This window comes from Sphingopyxis sp. 550A (assembly GCF_053569535.1).
Genome location: NZ_CM131615.1, coordinates 2204448 through 2224663, shown reverse-complemented (window position 1 = coordinate 2224663; position 20216 = coordinate 2204448). Strand labels below are relative to the sequence as shown.

17 protein-coding genes are annotated in these 20216 nt (G+C 59.1%); 13 read left to right on the top strand and 4 right to left on the bottom strand.

The window, feature by feature from the left end:
• Positions 1-586 precede the first annotated feature (586 nt).
• The 4 genes from ACVENA_RS10730 to wecB are packed head-to-tail and all read right to left on the bottom strand — an operon-like array spanning position 587 to position 4889.
• Positions 587-1639 (bottom strand): mannose-1-phosphate guanylyltransferase/mannose-6-phosphate isomerase, encoded by a 1053-nt coding sequence (locus ACVENA_RS10730; protein ID WP_449328784.1) that lies wholly within the window; start codon positions 1637-1639, stop codon positions 587-589.
• Complete coding sequence (locus ACVENA_RS10725; RefSeq protein WP_449328783.1) at positions 1636-2439, bottom strand: class I mannose-6-phosphate isomerase; 804 nt, start codon at positions 2437-2439, stop codon at positions 1636-1638. Before ACVENA_RS10725 ends, ACVENA_RS10730 begins: the two co-directional genes overlap by 4 nt.
• Before the next feature lie 46 nt (positions 2440-2485).
• Complete coding sequence (wecC, locus tag ACVENA_RS10720) at positions 2486-3784, bottom strand: UDP-N-acetyl-D-mannosamine dehydrogenase (RefSeq protein WP_449328782.1); 1299 nt, start codon at positions 3782-3784, stop codon at positions 2486-2488.
• Positions 3771-4889, bottom strand: coding sequence for a non-hydrolyzing UDP-N-acetylglucosamine 2-epimerase (wecB, locus tag ACVENA_RS10715; protein WP_449328781.1), 1119 nt, complete (start codon positions 4887-4889; stop codon positions 3771-3773). The genes wecC and wecB overlap by 14 nt, the downstream gene beginning before the upstream one ends.
• A 260-nt stretch (positions 4890-5149) precedes the next feature.
• On the opposite strand from wecB, the gene ACVENA_RS10710 reads away from it, so the two are divergent.
• The 13 genes from ACVENA_RS10710 to ACVENA_RS10650 all read left to right on the top strand — a co-directional run bounded on the left by ACVENA_RS10710 (position 5150) and on the right by ACVENA_RS10650 (position 20195).
• Positions 5150-5938 carry a metallophosphoesterase gene (locus ACVENA_RS10710; RefSeq protein WP_449328780.1) on the top strand — a complete coding sequence of 263 codons (789 nt, stop codon included), beginning with the start codon at positions 5150-5152 and terminating at the stop codon, positions 5936-5938.
• Between the two features lie 156 nt (positions 5939-6094).
• Positions 6095-7480 carry an O-antigen ligase family protein gene (locus ACVENA_RS10705; protein WP_449328779.1) on the top strand — a complete coding sequence of 462 codons (1386 nt, stop codon included), beginning with the start codon at positions 6095-6097 and terminating at the stop codon, positions 7478-7480.
• 68 nt (positions 7481-7548) lie between these two features.
• Positions 7549-8289, top strand: a complete 741-nt coding sequence (locus tag ACVENA_RS10700) for a polysaccharide biosynthesis/export family protein (RefSeq protein ID WP_449328778.1) — start codon at positions 7549-7551, stop codon at positions 8287-8289.
• A gap of 17 nt (positions 8290-8306) precedes the next feature.
• Positions 8307-10490, top strand: coding sequence for a GumC family protein (locus tag ACVENA_RS10695; protein WP_449328777.1), 2184 nt, complete (start codon positions 8307-8309; stop codon positions 10488-10490).
• 34 nt (positions 10491-10524) lie between these two features.
• Positions 10525-11736: a hypothetical protein gene (locus ACVENA_RS10690; RefSeq protein ID WP_449328776.1), complete on the top strand. Its 1212-nt coding sequence runs from the start codon at positions 10525-10527 to the stop codon at positions 11734-11736.
• Positions 11737-11756: 20 nt separating this feature from the next.
• Positions 11757-12800 (top strand): NAD-dependent epimerase/dehydratase family protein, encoded by a 1044-nt coding sequence (locus ACVENA_RS10685; RefSeq protein ID WP_449328775.1) that lies wholly within the window; start codon positions 11757-11759, stop codon positions 12798-12800.
• 65 nt (positions 12801-12865) lie between these two features.
• Positions 12866-14182, top strand: coding sequence for an oligosaccharide flippase family protein (locus tag ACVENA_RS10680; RefSeq protein WP_449328774.1), 1317 nt, complete (start codon positions 12866-12868; stop codon positions 14180-14182).
• Positions 14183-14199: 17 nt separating this feature from the next.
• Positions 14200-15174, top strand: coding sequence for a nitroreductase family protein (locus ACVENA_RS10675; RefSeq protein WP_449328773.1), 975 nt, complete (start codon positions 14200-14202; stop codon positions 15172-15174).
• Positions 15171-16385, top strand: a complete 1215-nt coding sequence (locus tag ACVENA_RS10670; protein WP_449328772.1) for a polysaccharide pyruvyl transferase family protein — start codon at positions 15171-15173, stop codon at positions 16383-16385. The genes ACVENA_RS10675 and ACVENA_RS10670 overlap by 4 nt, the downstream gene beginning before the upstream one ends.
• A 3-nt stretch (positions 16386-16388) precedes the next feature.
• Positions 16389-17327 carry a glycosyltransferase family 2 protein gene (locus ACVENA_RS10665; protein ID WP_449328771.1) on the top strand — a complete coding sequence of 313 codons (939 nt, stop codon included), beginning with the start codon at positions 16389-16391 and terminating at the stop codon, positions 17325-17327.
• Between the two features lie 107 nt (positions 17328-17434).
• The gene (locus ACVENA_RS10660) at positions 17435-18460 is read left to right on the top strand and encodes an EpsG family protein (protein ID WP_449328770.1); all 1026 of its coding nucleotides are present in this window, start codon (positions 17435-17437) and stop codon (positions 18458-18460) included.
• 18 nt (positions 18461-18478) lie between these two features.
• A complete protein-coding gene (locus ACVENA_RS10655; RefSeq protein ID WP_449328769.1) occupies positions 18479-19597 on the top strand; it encodes a glycosyltransferase family 4 protein in 1119 nt (372 codons plus the stop codon).
• Between the two features lies 1 nt (position 19598).
• A complete protein-coding gene (locus tag ACVENA_RS10650) occupies positions 19599-20195 on the top strand; it encodes a sugar transferase (RefSeq protein WP_449328768.1) in 597 nt (198 codons plus the stop codon).
• The last annotated feature ends 21 nt before the right edge of the window (positions 20196-20216 follow it).

The following is a 20216-nucleotide window of genomic DNA, read 5'->3' as shown; positions in this document are numbered from 1 at the left end:
ATCGGCTCTGGCGGCGAAGTTTCGCAATTCTTTCCGATCCTCGCAACGATTCCGGTTCGACCGAGACAGCGAATAGCCGCTATTTTCGTTAGGGCTTGCTGATCGAGAGTCTTATCCGCGATTGCAACCCGCGTCGACATGTCGATGTGGGCCGCGGCCTATAATGTGTCGTGGTGGGCGGCGCACAGGATGCCTCGTCAACTCGCGTCTTGTTTCTCACCTGTCGGGCGGTCATGTCTGATCCATGGAACATCTGTTGCAATATTATGGTTCGCGATCGGAGACCGCACCGGCGCATCCGATAGCCTCCTGCATATGCATGGCGGGCTGGCAGTAATGTTCTTGGTCCGGATTGTAACGCGACGGTCGCTGGCTGCCTGGACGCCGTTCCCTTTCGTATTGGCTGCGGCTTTACTCAAACGGGCGTCCGACCGTGTCGCGCATGGATCGTGGAGGATGCCCGACACCGCGTTCGACATTATTAACGCGATTTTCTGGCCATTGGTGTTGATGGTCGGACTTCGCTGGCGTCGCGTGCATCCGCGAAAATAGGAGGTCGCCATCGTCGACCCGCAATGCCGGTCGATCAGTCAGGTGAAGTCGCTGCCAGATATTCGACGATCGACTTGACTTCCTGCGCTCGCTCGCGCGGGATCACCAATATATCGTTGCCATGCGCTACCACGATTAGGTCGGAAACGCCGATGACCGCAAGCCGCTTGCCGCCGTCGGCGCGCAGATAATTGCCACGCGCATCGAGTGCGACGATTTCGCCGATGCGGACGTTGCCCGCGTCGTCCTTGTCGGCGAGTTCGTAGAGCGCCGCCCAGCCGCCGACATCGGACCAACCGGGGTCTACTGGCACGACGACGAGTTGCTCCGCACCCTCCATCACCGCATAGTCGACCGATTGCGACGGGCTGGACAGGAACGCGTCTTCATCAGGGTGGATCAGCGCTCCGTCGCGGCGCGCCGTCGCCATCGCGCCGGCGCAGGCGCGCCCGATCGGCGGTTGTTGCCGGTCGAGTTCGGCGAGGAAACGGTCGGCGCGCATCAGGAAGATGCCGGCGTTCCAATAATGGCCGCCATCGGCGAGCATCGCTTCGGCCTTGTCGCGCGGTGGTTTCTCGACGAAGCGGCGGACATGATTGACGCCGGAGGCAATAATGTCGCCTGACGCAATATAGCCGTAGCCCGTTTCGGGGTGCGACGGCGCGATCCCGAAGGTCGCGAGCGCGCCCGCCTCGACCGCGGGAAGCGCGGCATTGATCGCGCGATGAAAGGCAGCGACATCAGTCATCAAATGATCGGCTGGCATCATGAGCAGCGTGGCTTGCGGGTCGCCCGCGAGAGCGGCGAGGGCGATGGCCGGCGCGGTGTTCCGCGCGGCGGGCTCGACGATGATGGTAGCGTCGGTGATGGCGGCAATGGCGAGATCTGCCTCGACATGGGCGACGTGAGCGGAACCGCACACAACCAGCGGCGGCGCGAAACGCGTGCGGTCGACGACGCGCGCCAGCGTTTGGCGGAACATGTCGCCGTCGCCGATCAGCGGCTGGAACTGCTTGGGCGTCTCGCTCGTCGATATGGGCCAGAGGCGCGTGCCGGTGCCGCCCGACAGGATGACGGGAACGATCAACGTGCGGGCCAACTCAGCAGCGCGCGCGCGCCGGGGGTAAGGCGGATCGTGTCGGCGCGGGTGGTCGCGACGCATTCGCCGAGCCGCACCGCTTCGCTCTCGATCCGGCAACCCGCGGACAGCGGGACGAAGGTGAAATCGTCGATCCAGTCCGGCAGCAAGCCGGCGGTATCAGCGCCGGCCAGGTGGAGCAGGCTGAAATGCGGGCCGTCGACGAGCAATCGGCCGCGCGTCGGGTCGACGTGCGCGTCGCGTGGGGCGGGGCGAGGCTCCAGCGTCGCGACCGCAAGCCCCGCGTCCAGGTGCAACGCGCGCGGACGGCCATAATCGTAAAGGCGATAGGTGCAGTCGACATTCTGCTGCACCTCGACGATCGTCAGACCGGCGCCGATCGCGTGGATCGTCCCGGCGCGATTGTAAAGGAAATCATCGGCCGTTGCCGCGCGCCAGTCGATCAGGCTGGTGATCGACCCGTCGAGCGCGGCATCGCGGAGCGCTTCGCGTGTCGTCGGCGCGGCGAGGCCGGCGCCGAGTTCGGCGCCCGGTTCGGCATCGAGCACCAGCCAGCATTCCTCTTTGCCGTGCGGATAGCCCGCAGCCTGTGCGGCAGCATCGTCGGGGTGGACCTGGATCGACAGCCGCTCGGACGTGAAGAGGAATTTGACCAGCGGTGCGGTATCGCCGTCGGGCCGGGTGAACCAGATTTCGCCGATGCGGCGCCCGCCGAAATCGCCGAAATCGGCAGGGATGTCAGTGCGGCCCCATGGCTTTTCGACGATGATCGGTTCGAGCCGGGTCATCGCGCGAGAATGCGGCCAGCGGGCGTGATAGGTCAAGCGCGCTGCCTCAGGCTGCCCGGTGAAGGCGGCTGCCGTTCGCGCCGCCTCCCGGCTGGTCGAGCCACAGGCCGCGCGTGTCGTAGACGATCTTGTTGCCGCGTTCCTCAAGTGGGATCGACTTAAACAGGTCATGATCGACGAGGACGATCAGTAGGTCGCAGGTCGCGAGCGCGCTGTCGAGGTCGATCAGTTCGGCGCCGGTGCCGGCGAATTCGGCCGGAAGCCCGCGCGCATAGGGCTCGACGATCTGAACTTGGCGACCGAAGCGGCGCGCGAGCGCGGTGGCGACCTCGACCGCGGGGCTTTCGCGGAAATCGTCGATGTTCGGTTTGAAGGCGAGGCCAAGGCAGGCGACGCGTGCCTCCGGATGCTGCGAGACGAGCATCTCCGCGGCTCCGATCACATGCGCGGTCTTGGCGAGATTGACCTCGCGCGCGGTACGGATCAGGCGGCTATGCTCGGGCGCGCCGTGGACGAGGAACCAGGGGTCGACCGCGATGCAGTGACCGCCGACGCCGGGTCCGGGCTGAAGGATGTTGACGCGCGGATGACGGTTAGCGAGGCGGATCACTTCCCACACGTCGACGCCCAGATGCTCGGCCATCATCGACAGTTCGTTGGCGAAGGCGATGTTGACGTCGCGGTAGCTGTTCTCGACCAGCTTCACCATCTCGGCGGCGCGTGCGGAGGTGGTGACGCAGGCGCCGCGGACGAACTGGCGGTAAAAGGTCATCGCGCGGCGGGCGCAGCGCGGGGTGATGCCGCCGATGCAGCGGTCGTTGTCGACGAGCTCGACGAGGATGCGGCCTGGCAGCACGCGCTCGGGGCAATAAGCGACGAAGATGTCGGCGGCGCCCGTGCAGGCGCCGGGCACGTTGAGGTCGGGGCGAAGCTCGGCGAGCAACGCGGCCACCTTTTCGGTGGTGCCGACGGGCGAGGTGGATTCGAGGATGACGAGATTGCCGACCTCGAGCTTCGGAGCGATCGCGCGCGCGGCCGATAGGACGTGGGTGATGTCGGGGCGATGTTCTTCATCATGCGGGGTCGGCACCGCGATGACGAAGACGTCGGCGGGCGCGACTTCGGTCGAAGCGACGAGTGCGCCGCGCGACACGACGCCCTGGACGAGACCGTCGAGATCGACTTCCTCGATATGCACCTTGCCGCTGTTGACGGTATCGACGACATGCTGACTGACGTCGATGCCGGTGACGCGGCTGCCCGAACGCGCGATCAGCGCGGCGGTCGGCAGGCCGATATAGCCGAGTCCGAGGACGGTAACCTGCTGGTCGTTATCGATGGGCACGCGCAACTATCTCCGCTATTCGTGTCGCGGCGCGACCGTCCCCGAAGGGATTATGCGCGCGCGCCATGGCATTATAGGCGCCTTCATCGTCTAAAAGGCTGAAAATTTCCGAAACGATCCGATTTTTGTCGGTGCCGACGAGCCGCGCAGTACCCGCTTCGATACCCTCGGGCCGCTCGGTCGTCTCGCGCATCACGAGCACCGGTTTGCCCAGCGAGGGCGCTTCCTCCTGCACCCCGCCGCTGTCGGTCAGCACCAGGTGGCTGAGGCCGAGCAGGCGGACGAAGTGCGGATAGTCGAGCGGATCGATCAGCGCGACGTTCGCGAGATTGCCGAGGATCGGCTCCATCGCGCTGCGCACATGCGGGTTTGGGTGGACGGGGAAAATCACCGCGACGTCGTCGCGCGCAGCGATGCCCGCTATGGCCTCGGCGATCGCCTTCATGCCGTCGCCGAAATTCTCGCGGCGGTGCGAGGTGACGGCGATGATGCGCTTGCCCGCGAAGCGCGCGGCGAGCGGGTCGAGACCGGCGGCCAGCGAGGGTTCCTCAACAAGCCGCGCCTGCGTCGCGAGTAGCGCGTCGATCACCGTATTGCCGGTGATGTGAATGCGGTCGGCGGGCACATTCTCGGCGCGGAGTGCGGCGGCAGCGGTTTCGGTCGGTGCGAAATGCAGGTCGGCGACCGCGCCGGCGACCTTGCGATTCACCTCTTCGGGCCAAGGATGATAGATATTGCCGCTGCGCAGGCCCGCCTCGACATGGCCGACCGGAATCTTGCGGAAATAGGCGGCGAGCGTCGCCGCCATCGTCGTTAACGTGTCGCCGTGGACAAGGATACGGTCTGGCTTTTCGGCATCGAACGCCTCGCCAAGGCCGGTGACCAGTCGCGCAAGCAGGGCGTCGAGCGTCTGGTTGGCCTGCATGACGTCGAGGTCGTTGTCGGGGGTGATCCGCGCGATTTGGAGTACCTGATCGAGCATTTCGCGGTGCTGGGCGGTGACGCAAACGCGCGCTTTGATCCCTGGCTGGCTGCGAAGAGCGTGCACGACGGGAAACATCTTGATCGCTTCCGGCCGCGTGCCGAAAACCGTCACTATCTTCATTTGTCGTTCCCTGAATCGCGCGGCTCGATGTTTCGCGCCAGGATATCATGATTCTTCATCGCTTTAGCTTGCAAATGCTTTCGGCTCTCTTAAGCACGAAGATATGCCAGCCCGAAAAATTGGCAGACGAGGCGCAACTTTTCGCGCTTAGCGGTGTATGTTGTCATCCACGGGGTGGAGGGCTAGGGGGAAATAGTGCGGCCATCGCGCCGCCTAAGCCCCGTCATTCGATATTTTGAGGTTGGATCGGTTCGTTAGTCATGTTCTGGAAGCGCAGCAAAAGCTCGGCCCCGTCCGCGCCCCGGGGACATGAAATACCGGCGGGAAAGCGTGTCTACGCCATCGGTGACATTCACGGGCGCGACGACCTGTTCGCCGAGATGATCGACCTTATCCGCGCCGATCATGCGGCGCGCGCGCCGGCCGAGATGACCTTGATCCTGCTGGGCGACTTGGTCGACCGCGGCCCGGAATCGGCGCAGGTCGTCGAGCGCGCGATGCGCCTCCGGTGCGAACTTCCCGACGTTCGCTTGCTGATCGGCAATCATGAGGAATGCTTTCTCGCGGCGCTGACGGGCGACGTGCGCCGCGTCCGCTATTTCATGCGGATCGGTGGCGATGCCACGATCCGCAGCTATTGGCGCGGCGATCTGGCGTTCGAAGACGCGAGTTTCGAGGGGGTCGCCGAGCGATTGCCCGGACTGGTGCCGGCGAGCCACGTCGATTTCCTCGGCGGCGGCGAGGATATGGTCGAGATCGGCGACTATGCTTTCGTCCACGCGGGGGTGCGCCCCGGTGTTCCGCTCGAAAAGCAGGCGCTTTCCGATCTGCGTTGGATCCGCGAAGAGTTTCTTGATGATCTCGGCGATCACGGCAAGGTCATCGTCCATGGCCACAGCATCACCAACGAGCCCGACGAACAGGCAAATCGTATCGGCATCGACATCGGCGCGTTTCGCAGTGGCTCACTTGCTGCCCTGGGGCTCGAAGGCGGAAAGCGCTGGTTCCTCTTCGCGCGCGCGAGCAAGGCGAGGGCACATGCGGCCTGACTGGCTTCTGCCTGCCGAACCTTGTCAGCTTTCGCAGGACCGTCTATTCGCCCGCGCGGATACGGACTGTGTGTCCGTCTTGTCTAAAATCGACGCTAGAATAGTGAAATAATGGGTAGAAAAACTACAGGGTCGATGCATCCCAGGGGCCTTGGTTTGCCCGACGTACGCAGCTGGATGCCTCTCCTGTTTCTGCTGTTCGTGTTCCTGACCGGTGGTGGGTCGCGGAGCGATATGGCGTCGCTGCCGATCCTGCGGGGCGGCTCGGTGCTGTTCGCTTGCTGGGCGATCGTCGACATGACGCGTGAGGACTGGCGCCGCATTCGCACACCGCTGACGATTCTGCTTGTCCTAATCGCCTGGATGGCCATCCAACTCATCCCGCTGGCCCCCTCGATTTGGCACACGTTGCCTGGTCGCGAACTGATCGTCGCGATCGATGGCCTGCTAGGGCAACCAGACCTTTGGCGTCCTATCTCGCTGACCCCCTCGGAGACGTGGGACAGCTTTCTCGCGATGACGGTGCCGCTGGCGGCGCTGCTGGTCGCTGGCCGGCTGGGCGCGGAGGACATGTCGCGGGTAATGCAAGCGTTGGTGATCATTGCGGTTGCGAGTAGTTTGCTTGGACTACTGCAGATCGTCTCGGGCGCCGGCAGCGCCGCTTATCTCTACCGAATCACCAATAGTGATTCGATCGTCGGCTTTTTCGCCAACCGCAACCACCACGCTATATTTCTGGCCTGCGCCGTCATTTTTGCTGCTACTCTTCTGCGCGACGAACTGATGCGGCGGCAGCAGAATTCGATGGCACAGCTGGGCTACGTCGCTGCGGCGATCCTGTGCGCTACAATGACAATGTTAATCGGCTCGCGAGCGGGGGCGGTCGCGGGCGGAGTGGCTTTCGCACTCGGCTACATGATGGTTGTGTCAGCGTGGGGCGGTCGGCCGGCGGCCGCGCGGCATCGTAAGGGAGAGGCCGGAAGCGCTGCTTCTCAAACGCGATGGCTCGTCTACACTCCGCCGATATTGTTCGCGGCGCTTCTGATTACCATCCTTGTTCTGTCGAGCCGCGAAACGTCGCTGGGCCGCATCGCGGAAAACCGGGCAGCGGATGATCTTCGGGTTCTCGCATGGCCCACCGTTCGACAAATGATCGAAACCTATTGGATATCCGGTGGAGGATTCGGCTCGTTTCCTAGCATATATCAGATTTTCGAACGGGATTTGCTTCTCCAGCCTGCTTACTTCAATCACGCACATAATGATTGGGCTGAAATGCTCATTACCGGCGGCTTGCCGATGGCGCTGATTGTCGTGGCTGCGCTGGTATGGTTCGGTCGCGCTGCCATGCGTGCGAGTTTTTCACGGCTGATCAAGGGGCATCGCGGTGACTGTCGCCTGCCCGTGCTGACGACCGTGGGCTTCTTCGCTGCGGCCAGTGTGGTCGACTATCCGCTTCGGCTGCCCTCGTTGCAGGCGATGACTATCATGCTCCTGGTTCTTTTCGTATGTCCCAAGCCTGCCACGGCCCGGCGGGAATAGGCTTGCGGGCAAAAGCCGATCCACTATAGCCTTTTTCGCCGTCGATTACGGGGTTTGACAGTTCTTCCATGAAAAATATCCTCCTGTGTACCGCAATGGCCGCGCTGCTTGCGGGGTGCGTGAAAAGCGCGCCCCCGGTTGCCAGTGTGCCGGGGACGCCGATCACCGCTTTGTCGGCGCTGCCGCCGCCCGAGGCGTCCGACGTGATCCGTTCGACCCGGCTGGCGTTCGTCGGCCCCTTTACCGAATTGCGCATCGAAGTCTTCGGTGTGCCTGATTTGCAGCGCGACATCATGACGGATGGGGAGGGGAATTTCTCGTTCCCACTCATCGGCACCGTCGCTGCCGCCGGCAAAACCCCGCTGGCGCTGGCCGATCAGATCCGATCTCAGCTTGCGGGGAAATACATCCGCGACCCCCAGGTAACGGTGAACTTCAAGGCGCCCACCAGCGCGAGCGCGCTGGCCTTCCAGTCGATGTCAGTGTCGGTCGATGGGGAGGTCAAGCGGTCGGGGTCTTATCCCGTCGCGGGCCGCATGACGCTGATGCGTGCGGTCGCGTTGGCGGGCGGCCTTACTGAATTTGCCAAACTCGACGATGTTGTGGTGTTCCGGGATGTCGGAACGAAGCAATATGTCGGCATCTATAATATCGGGGCGATCCGCCGCGGAAATTACGCCGATCCGGAGATTTTCCCCAATGACGTGGTGATCGTAGGCGATTCGCCGCAGCGTCGCATGTTCAAGGATGTTCTGGCGGCTGCGCCGGCGCTGCTGTCGCCGCTTATCCTTCTCGCTCGGGAATTTTGATAGGGATGGACCGCCAGATGAACGATATTGCCCGCGGACCGATCGTGTCTGCCGGCCCTGCGCCGACGCTTTATGGTGAAGAGGGCGAAGGGGAATTTTCCACGTCGCTTCCCGAAATTGAGCGGATATTCTCAGCGATCCTGAGCCATCGCAACTGGGTGATGTCGGCGATTGTCGGCGCGTTGCTGCTCGGTCTTCTCGCGACGTTTCTCGCGACCCCGGAATATACTTCGACCGCGCGCATCGAAGTCTTGCCGGATTCGCCCGTCGATACGTCGGTAGACGATCAGCGGGATCGCTCGACTGTCAACGAGATCGCCTTCTACAACACCCAATATTCGTTGCTCAAATCCGAATCTCTTGCCGAACGTGTCGTTCGGGCGGGCAATTTGACCGCGGATAAGGACTTTATCGAGGCCTTCGGTCTGAAGACTTCAGATGCGGGAATGTCGAGCGCCGAAAGGCGCAGCCTGACGGACAAGGCCGTCGATATCCTGATCGACAAAGTCAGCGTTTCCCCGGTGCGAACGTCGAGCCTCATCGATATCGGCTTTTCGACGCCGTCGCCGGCGTTGTCCGCGAAACTGGCGGATCTATGGGTTGCCCAATTTGTGCAGGCAACGATCGATCGCCGGTTTGCGGCGACCTCCGATGCTCGCAAATATCTCGAGGCTCGGCTCGACGCATTGCGACAGAATCTGGAAACATCCGAGCGCGCGCTGATCAATTATTCAGTTTCAAAGGGTATTGTTACGGTTTCGTCCGAAACGGACAATAATGGCAGGACGAAGACGCAAACGCTGGTGGGATCGGACATCGTCCAGATCAGTCAGGCGCTCGCCAAGGCGCGCGAGGGTCGCATTGCCGCAGAAGCCGAACTCGCCAATACGATGACGGGCGTCGCTCAGGTCAACGCCCCGACGATCAGCGCGCTGCGCCAGAAGCGTGCGGTGGCACAGGCTGAACTTGCGCAGCTGCGCACGACCTTTGCCGATGATTATCCCGCGGTCGCGTCGCTGCGATCGGAGATCGCGAATCTCGACAAAAGCATCCGCGAAGAGGTCGGGCGCTCGTCGCAGGGTAACCGGGAAGCCTATAACGCCGCGTTGAAGCGCGAGCGCGATCTGGAAGCGGAACTGACCGGTCTGACCAGCCGCTACAATGATCAGCAGCGGGAATCGATCGAAATGGCGATCCTGCAACGCGAGGTCGACTCCAATCGCCAACTCTACGAGGGATTACTTCAGCGTTACAAGGAAATCGGCGTCGCCGGCGTTGGCACGAACAACGTATCGTTGGTCGATCGCGCGAAGCCTGCGGAGCGCCCATCCAGTCCCAGCCTGCTCATCAATCTGGCCGTCGCGCTTCTCGCAGGGATGGCCCTCGCGGCAGGTCTCGTCTTCGTGCTTGAAAAGATGGACAGTTCGGTGCGCGATCCGCAGGATGTTCTGCCGCGCTTCGGCCTGCCGCTGCTCGGCGCGATCCCGGAGGTGCTCAACAGGCCGATTGCAGACGCAATCGCGGACAAGAAATCGGCGATTTACGAGGCCTATTTCTCGTTGATGACCAACCTAACCTTTCTGACCGAGCATGGCGCGCCGCGCGCGATCATGCTCACTTCCTCCCGGCCGAAGGAAGGCAAGAGCAATTCGTCGCTTTGCCTTGCGACTGTGCTGGCGGCGACCGGGAAATCGGTCATTCTGGTCGATGCGGACGTTCGCAACCCGTCGCTCAATCGCTATCTCGATATTCCCAACCAGCGGGGACTCAGCCACTATCTTTCGGGGGACGAGGATCTGAGCGGCATGATCGCGGAGCTGCCTAAATTCGGCTTCTCGATCATCACGGCGGGTAAGATGCCGCCCAACGCCGCGGAATTGCTCGGCAGCGAACGCCTGGCGACGCTGATCGCGACGCTGCTCGAACGCTTCGACCATGTCCTGATCGACTCGCCACCGCTTCTGGGGCTCGCCGATGCGCCGCTGATCGCGCGCCGGGTCGAAGGCGTGCTGTTCACGATCGAGGCCAATGCCACGAAGAACCGCGCCATCGCGACGGCGCTGAACCGGCTCCGCATGTCGGGAGCGAAGCTGTTTGGCGCGATCGTCACCAAAGTGGGCGCTCGCAACCAGGTCTATGGCTATGGCTATGGCTATGGCTATGGCTTCAGCTATGGTCCCGACAAGACCGAAGACGTATGATCCTGTCGGGCCGACATGAGAATTTGGTGAAACGGTGACTATCGCGCGAATATTGCTTTGGCTGGCAGCCGTCGTGCTGGCTGGACTGGTCGGTGCGGCGAGCGCTTCGATCGCAAGCCAGGTCAAATATCCGAGCCGGTCGACCGCCATCGGTGTGGGGCCGATGGGGCAAGTGAAGGCTAATCTGGCCTTCGCTTCCTATGCCGTGCGGCAAAAGCAGAACCCGAAGGCCGTGATTTCCATGCGTGAGCGGAAACTGGCGTCGGCCGCATATCGCAGTGAGCCGCTGTCGTCCGCGGCGCTGGGGATATTGATTGCATCGACAGATCGCGCGGGCAGCGCGCGCAGGCAAGCGTTGCTCGGTCTCGGCGGAAAGCTTACGCGGCGGAGTTCGCTGATAACCTCGGCGTCGATCCAGGCTGCGGCGCTCCGCGGTGACGAGGCATCCTTTTTTTTGTGGCTGTCGCGTGCCGTCTCGACCAATGAAGCGTTGCGATCTATCTATATCAAGGCGATGGCCCAAGCGACCGCGAGGCCTGAAGTGGCCTCGACGCTGGCGCCGGTTATCGGACCGAAGCCGAACTGGTCCATTCATTATTGGAACGCGGTGATATCTGAGCCGGCAAGCCTGGAGAATGCGGCAAAGCTGCGCATCCTCGTCGCAGGGGCGCCTTGGCGGCAAACCGAAATAAACAATGCGGACCGCGCCCTTGTCCAGCGCTTGGTTAATAACCAGCATTTCGATGTCGCGCGACGAATGGTGGCCGCTTTGAGTCGGACGCCCTTGTCGCGGGGAACGGACGCGATCCTTAACAATCCCGATTTTTCGAGGCCGTCTGTTCTGCCGCCGATCAATTGGCAATTCGCTTCATCGGGTAATCTCGGTGCGACGATAGAGCCGGAGCGGAAGCTTTTGTCGATTTCGGCGATCGCTGGCGCGCGGGGCTATGCCATCCGTCAATTGGTAGAACTCGCGCCTGGGATCTATGAGATGGAGTGGGTAATTGATCCGGATGCTGCGCTCGAAAAGGGTGTGCTGACGGCGCGCGTCGCCTGTGCTGAAAAGGGAAGCGATCCCGATGCCGTGCAAATCTTAGGTTTGGATGCCGGACATAGGCGCACCAGTCTGACTATCGCGAACGACGCTTGCCGCTGGTATTGGTTTTCGATCAACGTGAACGTCCCAGACATGTCGGCGGGCATCGATGTGCAATTCCGCTATCTGAATCTGAGGCGCCTCAACTAGGCGGAAGGAATAGTAGAATAATGGCTGCGGTTCCTCTCTCTGCTTCGTCTGCGCGCCGGGTTCTGATTACGGGCACAGCGGGCTTTATCGGCTTTCACCTCGCGAAGCTGCTGCTTGCCGAGGGTTTCAGCGTCTGCGGCTATGACGGGATAACCGATTATTATGATGTGCGGATCAAACAGCGCCGGCATGCTATGCTGCTTCAGTCGGCGGGCTTCACTGCCGTCGAGGGGATGCTGGAGGCTGATATGCAGTTCGACCGCGTCGCCGACGAGTTCCGGCCCGACGTCATCGTCCATCTCGCCGGCCAGGCCGGCGTGCGCTACAGCCTCGAAAATCCGCGCGCCTATATCGACAGCAATATCGTCGGCACCTTCAACGTCATGGAGGCAGCGCGGCGGCTGGAGGTCGCCCACCTGCTGATGGCGTCCACCTCCTCGGTCTATGGCGCGAACGAGGAAATGCCTTTCGTCGAGACCGAGAAGGCCGACACGCAACTGACCATTTATGCGGCTACCAAGAAAGCTAATGAGAGCATGGCGCACAGCTATGCGCATCTTTGGAACCTGCCGATTACCATGTTCCGCTTCTTCACCGTCTATGGCACATGGGGACGGCCCGACATGGCGCTGTACAAATTCGTCGATGCGATCCTCGATGGCCGCCCGATCGATATCTACAACCAGGGCAATATGTACCGCGACTTTACCTGTGTGGACGATCTGGTGCGCGGCATCCGCTTGCTGATCGACGCAGTACCCATGCGGCCTGCTGCCGATGAAGCGATCGAGCCGGGCGACAGCCTTTCACCGGTGGCGCCTTTCCGCATCGTCAACATCGGTAATTCGGACAAGGTGCGCCTGCTCGATTTCGTCGATGTGATCGAGGATTGCCTCGGCAAGAAGGCAATCCGCAATTATATGGAAATGCAGAAGGGTGACGTACCCGCGACCTGGGCCAATGCCGAGCTTCTCCAGCGCCTCACCGGCTACCGCCCGCAGACCGATTTTCGCGACGGAATCGCCGAGTTCGTAGCCTGGTTCCGCGATTATTATCGAAAGTGATGGAGCAATGAGATCGGCTCGGCCCTGGATGACGTCCGCTGTTGCCGAGGGGCATTAGCTTTCGCATGGCAACAACCAATAATCGGATATCGGCGGGCCATTTACGCGCCGCGAGCGCGGTGTCGTTGCTCTGGTTCGGGTCGCTCGCGGGAGCGGGCTGCGCATTTCTGGTGCAGGTCCTGCTGGCCCGCCGATTGGACGCAGCGGAATTTGGGGCGTTCGCCGCCGCGCTGAACACGGTCACCCTCATCGCGCCCCTGGCAAGCTTTGGGTTGGGAGCGTTATGGCTCCGGATCTTTGGCGAAGAGGGATGGGGGGGTATGCGCTGGCTTCGCGGATCGCTGCGCTATATCGTCGGATCGACCGCGCTTGTGCTTGCGGGACTTGCGCTCTGGGCTTTTTATGGGCCGCACGACGCCACTATGCGCGGGCTGCTGGTCCTGTTGTCGGCGTTCCTTCTCAGCCAGATTGCGGTCGAGCTGGTGAGTTCACGGCTGCAACTTGAGGCCCGTTACCTCGCCTTGGCGTTGTGGCAGTTTTTGCCGCACCTCCTGCGGCTGATCGCGCTCGCCGCGTTCGCCTTCCTGTTGACCAGGCATATCTCGCTCGAACAGGCGGCGCTTGCGTACGCGGGCGTTTCGCTGATCGTCGTCGCAATCGGTGCATATTATCTATGGCAAATGTATCATGCTCATTTCAGCCTGCATGGACATGGTCCGAAGCCGGAAACGATGCCGGCTGGCCCCGCGCCAAGCTTGCGGCGAATATTTGCGGAAGCCTGGCCCTTCGGCGCGGCGGGCGTGTTCCATCTCATATATTTTCAAAGCAATATCATATTGCTGAAATATATCAGAGGTGACGAGGCGGCGGGCGTCTACAACGTCGCCTTTGTCGTCATGTCCGCAGTCTATTTGTTTCCCTCTGTGATATATCAGAAGTTTCTTCTCCCCAAAATCCACATCTGGGCCAATCACAATCAGGAGAGATTCGTCGAAGCCTATAAAAAAGGCAGGGCGTTCATGCTGCTGACCGGCATTGCAGCCATGATTTTTGTAAGCATTCTTTCCCCTTTCATCATATCGACATTGTTCGGCCAGAAATATGAAGATGCTCACGTCATATTATCTATTCTGTCGATTGCGATCCCGATCCGGTTCGTAGCGACCAGCGTGGGATCGCTTCTCGTTTCGGGAAGGAATATGGCAAACAAGTCCTACATCATGGGGACAGTCGCGCTCTTGAACTTGGGCGCGAATATCCTGCTCATTCCTCGATATGGATTATACGGGGCCGCGATTTCCACGATACTCTGTGAGCTTGTTTTGCTGGTCCTCTATTATACGTACAGCAGAAAATATGTGGATTTGAGAACCAGCGCTTAATTTTTCGAGGCTGAATCATGAGTTTTATCAATTTCGCGAAGGACGTCCTTCGTCCCTTTCGCGATATCGCATCGGCAGGCCTTGGCTTTTTGTACGATTATGCGCGCTTCTACCGCTATGCGGGCTGGCGGCGGACGGACCGCTCGACCGTACGCGATTATAAGGCGGTCAAAATCTATCACCGGCTCGAGAAAAGCCTGAGCTTTCGCGAGCGTCGGGGGCAATCGGGGATCGGTGCCGCCCAGGATCTCGTCCGACATCTTGAAAAGGGAGGGCGGGCGGGGTCCGGCTTTACCTTTCACGAAAAAATCGGTTTCAAGGTCCTTGGCGATTATGTCGATTCCGCAAATGCACCGATTTCCGACCAGCGGATCGTTGCGTTCCGAGATCGGCATGCGGCCGAGGCACTGGATATCGGTGGCGTTCGCGATCTGTCCGCCGACCAGTTGGCCTCAGGGCGCCTTGCCGATCCAGAGAGCTTTTTTCGGAGCCGTGCATCGGTGCGCGATTTTTCCCCGGCTCCCGTCCCGTTGGACGTGGTCGAGGAAGCGGTCAGCCTGGCGCTCCATTCGCCGTCGGTGTGCAATCGGCAGGCGTCTTATGTCTATTGCTTGCGGTCGAGGGAGATTATCGACCGCGCGCTGTCGCTTCAGAACGGCAATCGCGGATTCGGACATGAGGTTCCCTGCCTTTTGATCATCTGTTCCGATCTCACGGCGTTCGATGCGGCAGGCGAGCGGTATCAGCACTGGATCGATGGGGGAATGTTCTCGATGTCGCTGGTCTGGGCGCTGCACGCCCTTGGCTACGCAAGCTGTTGCCTGAACTGGAGCAAAACGCCAGGCGACGACAGGAAGATACGCAAATTGCTGCCGGTCAGGCCCGAGCACAGCATCATGATGATGCTCGCGGTGGGCCTGCCGAACGAAAATATAAAGACCTGCTATTCCGCGCGGAAGCCGCACCGCGACCATCTGGAGATTCTGAGTTGAAACGTTTCTATTTCACCGGCCACCGCACCTTCGAGAATCGCGGATGCGAGGCGATCGTGCGAAGCACCGCGATGATGCTGAACGAGGTGGCGGGACCGTGCGAGATATTGGTCCCTTCGGACGATATCGCGCGCGACAGCCGGCAGTGGCCCGATGCCGATCGCTTCGGCGTGCGGTTTGTGAAAGCCTATGTTCCCGCGCACACCCGTTTCTGGACCCATTTGCAGCGTATTCCGCTGGGCGTGCTGAAACGGAGCGGCTGGCCTTTTCCCTTTCCGCGCTGGCTGAACGAGCAGATCGGCGGCGTCGATGCGGTGATCGCCGTGGGCGGCGATAATTATTCGCTCGATTATCGCTTGCCCTCGCTGACGATGGGGATCGACCGGCTGGCGATGGATATGGGGCGTCCCATGTTCCTGTGGGGAGCATCGGTGGGGCCGTTCGAAGCCGAGCCGCAGTTCGTGCCCGTCATCCGCGATCATCTGGCGCGCATGTCGAACATCGCGGTGCGTGAGCAGGTTTCCTATGATTATCTGACTCGGACGCTCGGCCTCGGCAATGTTTCGCTGATGGCAGACCCCGCCTTCACGCTCGTCCTCGAGCCAGTTGATACCGCGCCCTTCTGGCCGACCAGCGGCGGCGCGGGCGTTCTTGGTCTGAACATCTCCCCGCTTATCGAACGCTATCGGAGGGAAGGTCAGGATCTGCGCCAGGAAACGATGCGGTTCATTCGCTTCGCCGTCGCGCAAGGATTTGGCGTCCTTCTGATACCCCATGTCGATCCCGTCGGGGCCGGCCCTGAAAGCGGCGACGCCGCCTATATGGCGACGATGCTCGGGGATCTCGGCGATCTGGGCAAGGCGGTGACGATCATGCCGTCGACTTTCAACGCCGCACAGATCAAAGGCGTGATCGCGAAGCTGCGCTTCTTCATCGGCGCGCGGACGCATGCGACGATTGCCGGCTTGTCGTCGGGCGTGCCGACGATCTCCATTTCCTACAGCGTCAAGGCGAGGGGGATCAACAGGGACCTCTTTGGGGATATCCCCGTGGTGCTGGACACCCCGATGTTGAGTTTGCAGACGCTCACCGAAAAACTTGAGCTTCTTCTGAAGGAAGAGGGGCGCATAAGGGATATCCTCGCGGAGAATATCCCGCAATGGCGCGCGCGCGCGCGCGATGCTGCGAGCAAGCTGGCCGAGGCCTGCTAGCAGATGGCCGCTTCTCCCCGATTTTCCGTGGTCATCCCCTTGTTCAACAAGGGATCGCATATCGGATCGACGCTGCAAAGCGTGCTGGGGCAGCAATTCGAAGATTATGAGGTCATCGTCGTGGATGATGGTTCCACCGACGCTGGCCCGGACGTCGTGCGTGGCCTCACATCGGACAGAGTGAGAATGATCACGCAGCAGAATTCGGGCGTCTCCGCTGCCCGCAATCGCGGAATATCGGAAGCAAAGGGCCAATATGTCGCATTTCTCGATGCGGACGACACATGGACCTCGCAGCATCTGAAGGAACTGAATCGACTGATCATTTCCTATCCGGAGCGCGGCCTTTACAGTTGCGCGCATGCGGTCGTCAGGAATGGGGTCAAATATCGTAAAAGGCAGCCGGAGGCGCCCGATTTCGTTGCCGATGCCGCGGGCTTTTTCGCGGAATATTCCCGGAGCTTCTCGCTCGTGAACAGTTCGACCGCCTGCGTTGCGAGGGATATCCTTTCCGGAATTGATCGATTCCCGGAAAATGTCAAAAAGGGCGAGGATGTGATCATATGGATTCAGGCGGCGTTTGCCGGAGGGATCGCCTATAGCACCGCATTGGGGGCCTGTGTGAACGAGGACGCCGAAAACAGGAGCGATCGGAACCCGAGCCGTGAGATTCCATTTTTCGTTGCCTGGCTGGACAGGCAATTGCAGGAGAGGCGCATCGCCGCCGATACGGCTCCGCAAGCCAGAAAATTCCTGTATCGAGCAGCGCTGTTCAATGCGGCCGGATGCGCCTTGCGCGGCGATACATTTTGTCTCAATCTTTACCGCGAACTGGATATTGCGAAATCCTTCGCCTTGTGGCTCCCCTTGAGGCTGTTGTCCATTATTCCGGAACCTGTTCTTCGGATAATGCAAAGAAGGCGACATCATCAATTTGCTTAATAAGTCGTTTGGCATTGATGGAATTTGTGTCTGATATCGCGGATTGTTATTATGTTTTCATTATATATCAGATGTAATTTCAATTTTTTCCCTGAAAGGTCGATCTTATGATTCGATCGCAAGAAGATATTAAAAAGAAACCATTTAGTAGAAATTTCGGGTTTTACTATCTTATATTTCTAATTTTTGCCATGTCTGCGTTAGTTGGATTTAGAGATTCAGATATTGGTACTGATTATAACGCGTATATGAACTATTATAAATCCCTATCTACAGGATATAACGCATGGGAATATGAATTTTTATTCCAGATTTTATCAAAAATTATATCATTTTTAGGGTTTAGTTATAATTTCTATATTATAATATTATTTATTACACTTAACTCTCTATTAATATGTTTAGCTATTCTCTTTCATAAGAGAATAGATAGCTCGAGATTGTTTTTACTATATGGATTTTTACTTTCATCAAATTGGTATCTTGCTGCAACATTAAATGGCTTAAGACAGGGGCTTTCCCTCCCAATTGCATATATAGCTATCTATTTTTTCTCATGCAAAAGGTACATATTTTCAACCATATTTTTCATCATTTCATTTGGAATGCACAAATCATCTGTAATGATAATTCCTTTTGTTGTCATATTATTTGCAAATAAGCATCAGGCGTTTTTAATATTTGTTGCTGCTGCTCTTGGATATTATTTTGGAATAACAGATATAATATTTAATAGATTTTCAATGTATTTTGAATCATCTTTTTATGATGATGTAGTTAGCTATGGATCACAGTCGGAATTTTATGGATTTAATATATACTATTTCATATATACATTTGCAATTGGGGTTGTTTTTTACTTTTCTAGTAATTTCTTTTCTATAAAAAATAAGGAGTATGTATCACTTATTCTTAAAATTTATATACTTCTATGTATGCCATATTTTTTCTTTGCTCACGGAGGTTACTCCAATAGATTTGCATTTATGTCTTGGTTGTTTATACCATTTATGTATGCATCATTTTTTGACTCTATAAAAATTAGTAAAACTTCATTTAATATTATTGCGGTTGTTGCAATGACATTTGGATTGATAAAGTATGTAATATCTTTAACTTTCGGTATTATCTGATTGTCGAGTCGGCTATTTATGAAAATATCCGTAATTTCCAACTTCGCGTCGTCGCTGCTCAATTTTCGCGGACCTTTGCTGATCGAAATGGTGCGCCGGGGGTACGAAGTCCTGGCATTTGCGCCCGATCACGACGATGCGTCGCGGGCGTGGCTGCGCGACAACGGGGTCGTGCCGGTCGATTTCGGTCTCGCGCGGACGGGGATGAATCCTCTCAAGGATGCGGCGTCGCTGCTGAATTTGCGACGCCTGCTGCGCCTGCACAAGCCCGACGCCATCCTTGGCTATTATATCAAGCCGGTCATTTACGGGACGATCGCGGCCTGGCTGGCCGGCGTTCCGCGGCGCTACACGATGATCGAGGGGCTGGGTTTCGCCTTCACGCACGGACCGGAGATCGGTTGGCGCAAGATGCTGCTACAGCGGATTGTATCGGCTCTCTATCGCGTGGCGCTGCGCCGGGCGGACAGTGTCGTTTTTCTCAACCCGGACGATCGCGCGGAATTCATCGAACGTGGGTTGGTTTCTCCATCGCAAGCGGCTTTGCTGGGCGGCATCGGGCTGGACCTGAAGGAATGGGACTATAGCTTGCCCAACGTGCATGCGCCGATCACCTTCATCATGATCGGCCGGCTGCTGGGGGACAAGGGGGTACGCGAATATGTCGCCGCCGCTCGTATCCTGCGGCAGAGTCGTCCCGATACCCGCTTCCTGCTGGTGGGCGGATATGACGCCAATCCCGCCGCCATTCCCCTGGAAGAAGTGAAGGACTGGGTGGAGGAAGGCCTAATCGAATGGCCGGGCCATGTTCCCGTCCGGGACTGGTTGTCCCAGGCCGGCATATTCGTTCTCCCTTCCTATCGTGAAGGCGTTCCGCGCAGCACGCAGGAGGCGATGGCGATGGGTTTGCCGATCGTGACCACCAACGTGCCGGGTTGTCGTGAAACCGTGGAAGAAGGGCGTAACGGCTTTCTGGTCCCCCCGCGTGATCCAGCCGCCCTGGCGGAGGCAATGCGGTATTTCGCCGATCATCCGGACGCCATCGTGCCGATGGGCGCGGAAAGCCGGAAACTGGCCGAGGAGCGCTTCGACGTCCATAAGCAGAATCAGAAACTTTTGGCTTTCATGGACTTATGAAATGAAGCGGCTGGTCGATATTCTTGGATCGTTGATCGGCCTTGTGCTTTTTTCACCGGTGCTGCTGGCATGCGCGATAGCCATAGGCTGGAGGACGGGGCGTCCCGTTTTCTTTGTGCAGCGGCGCCCCGGTCTTCACGGTCGGCCGTTCAGGATGATCAAGTTCCGTACCATGAGGGACGCGAATGACCGGGACGGCAATCCGCTTCCCGATGCGAAACGAATGACCCGGCTGGGGCAGCTCATGCGCTCAACCAGTCTCGACGAACTGCCGGAACTGTGGAACGTCCTCAAAGGTGACATGAGCCTTGTCGGCCCCAGGCCCCTGTTGATGGAATATCTGCCGCTATACAATGCGGAGCAGGCGCGGCGGCATGAAGTGCGTCCCGGCCTCACCGGATGGGCCCAGGTCAAAGGGCGCAACGCGCTTGGATGGGAAGAAAAATTCGTGCTGGATACATGGTATGTCGATCATCGCAGCCTCGGCCTCGACCTGAAGATCATCCTGATGACGATAGCCAAAGTATTGCGGCGCGACGGCATCAGCGCGGAGGGTGAGGTGACGATGAGCAAGTTCCAGGGGACGCCGGGGCAATGACCGCAGCGCTCTATGGCATCT

Excerpts from the sequence above, each read along its gene's own strand:
- ACVENA_RS10725 (WP_449328783.1), bottom strand. The coding sequence starts at position 2,439 with ATGACCCGGCTCGAACCGATCATCGTCGAAAAGCCATGGGGCCGCACT.
- wecB (WP_449328781.1), bottom strand. The coding sequence starts at position 4,889 with ATGAAGATAGTGACGGTTTTCGGCACGCGGCCGGAAGCGATCAAGATG.
- ACVENA_RS10710 (WP_449328780.1), top strand. The coding sequence starts at position 5,150 with ATGTTCTGGAAGCGCAGCAAAAGCTCGGCCCCGTCCGCGCCCCGGGGA.
- ACVENA_RS10700 (WP_449328778.1), top strand. The coding sequence starts at position 7,549 with ATGAAAAATATCCTCCTGTGTACCGCAATGGCCGCGCTGCTTGCGGGG.
- ACVENA_RS10695 (WP_449328777.1), top strand. The coding sequence starts at position 8,307 with ATGAACGATATTGCCCGCGGACCGATCGTGTCTGCCGGCCCTGCGCCG.
- ACVENA_RS10685 (WP_449328775.1), top strand. The coding sequence starts at position 11,757 with ATGGCTGCGGTTCCTCTCTCTGCTTCGTCTGCGCGCCGGGTTCTGATT.
- ACVENA_RS10680 (WP_449328774.1), top strand. The coding sequence starts at position 12,866 with ATGGCAACAACCAATAATCGGATATCGGCGGGCCATTTACGCGCCGCG.
- ACVENA_RS10675 (WP_449328773.1), top strand. The coding sequence starts at position 14,200 with ATGAGTTTTATCAATTTCGCGAAGGACGTCCTTCGTCCCTTTCGCGAT.
- ACVENA_RS10665 (WP_449328771.1), top strand. The coding sequence starts at position 16,389 with ATGGCCGCTTCTCCCCGATTTTCCGTGGTCATCCCCTTGTTCAACAAG.
- ACVENA_RS10660 (WP_449328770.1), top strand. The coding sequence starts at position 17,435 with ATGATTCGATCGCAAGAAGATATTAAAAAGAAACCATTTAGTAGAAAT.
- ACVENA_RS10655 (WP_449328769.1), top strand. The coding sequence starts at position 18,479 with ATGAAAATATCCGTAATTTCCAACTTCGCGTCGTCGCTGCTCAATTTT.
- ACVENA_RS10650 (WP_449328768.1), top strand. The coding sequence starts at position 19,599 with ATGAAGCGGCTGGTCGATATTCTTGGATCGTTGATCGGCCTTGTGCTT.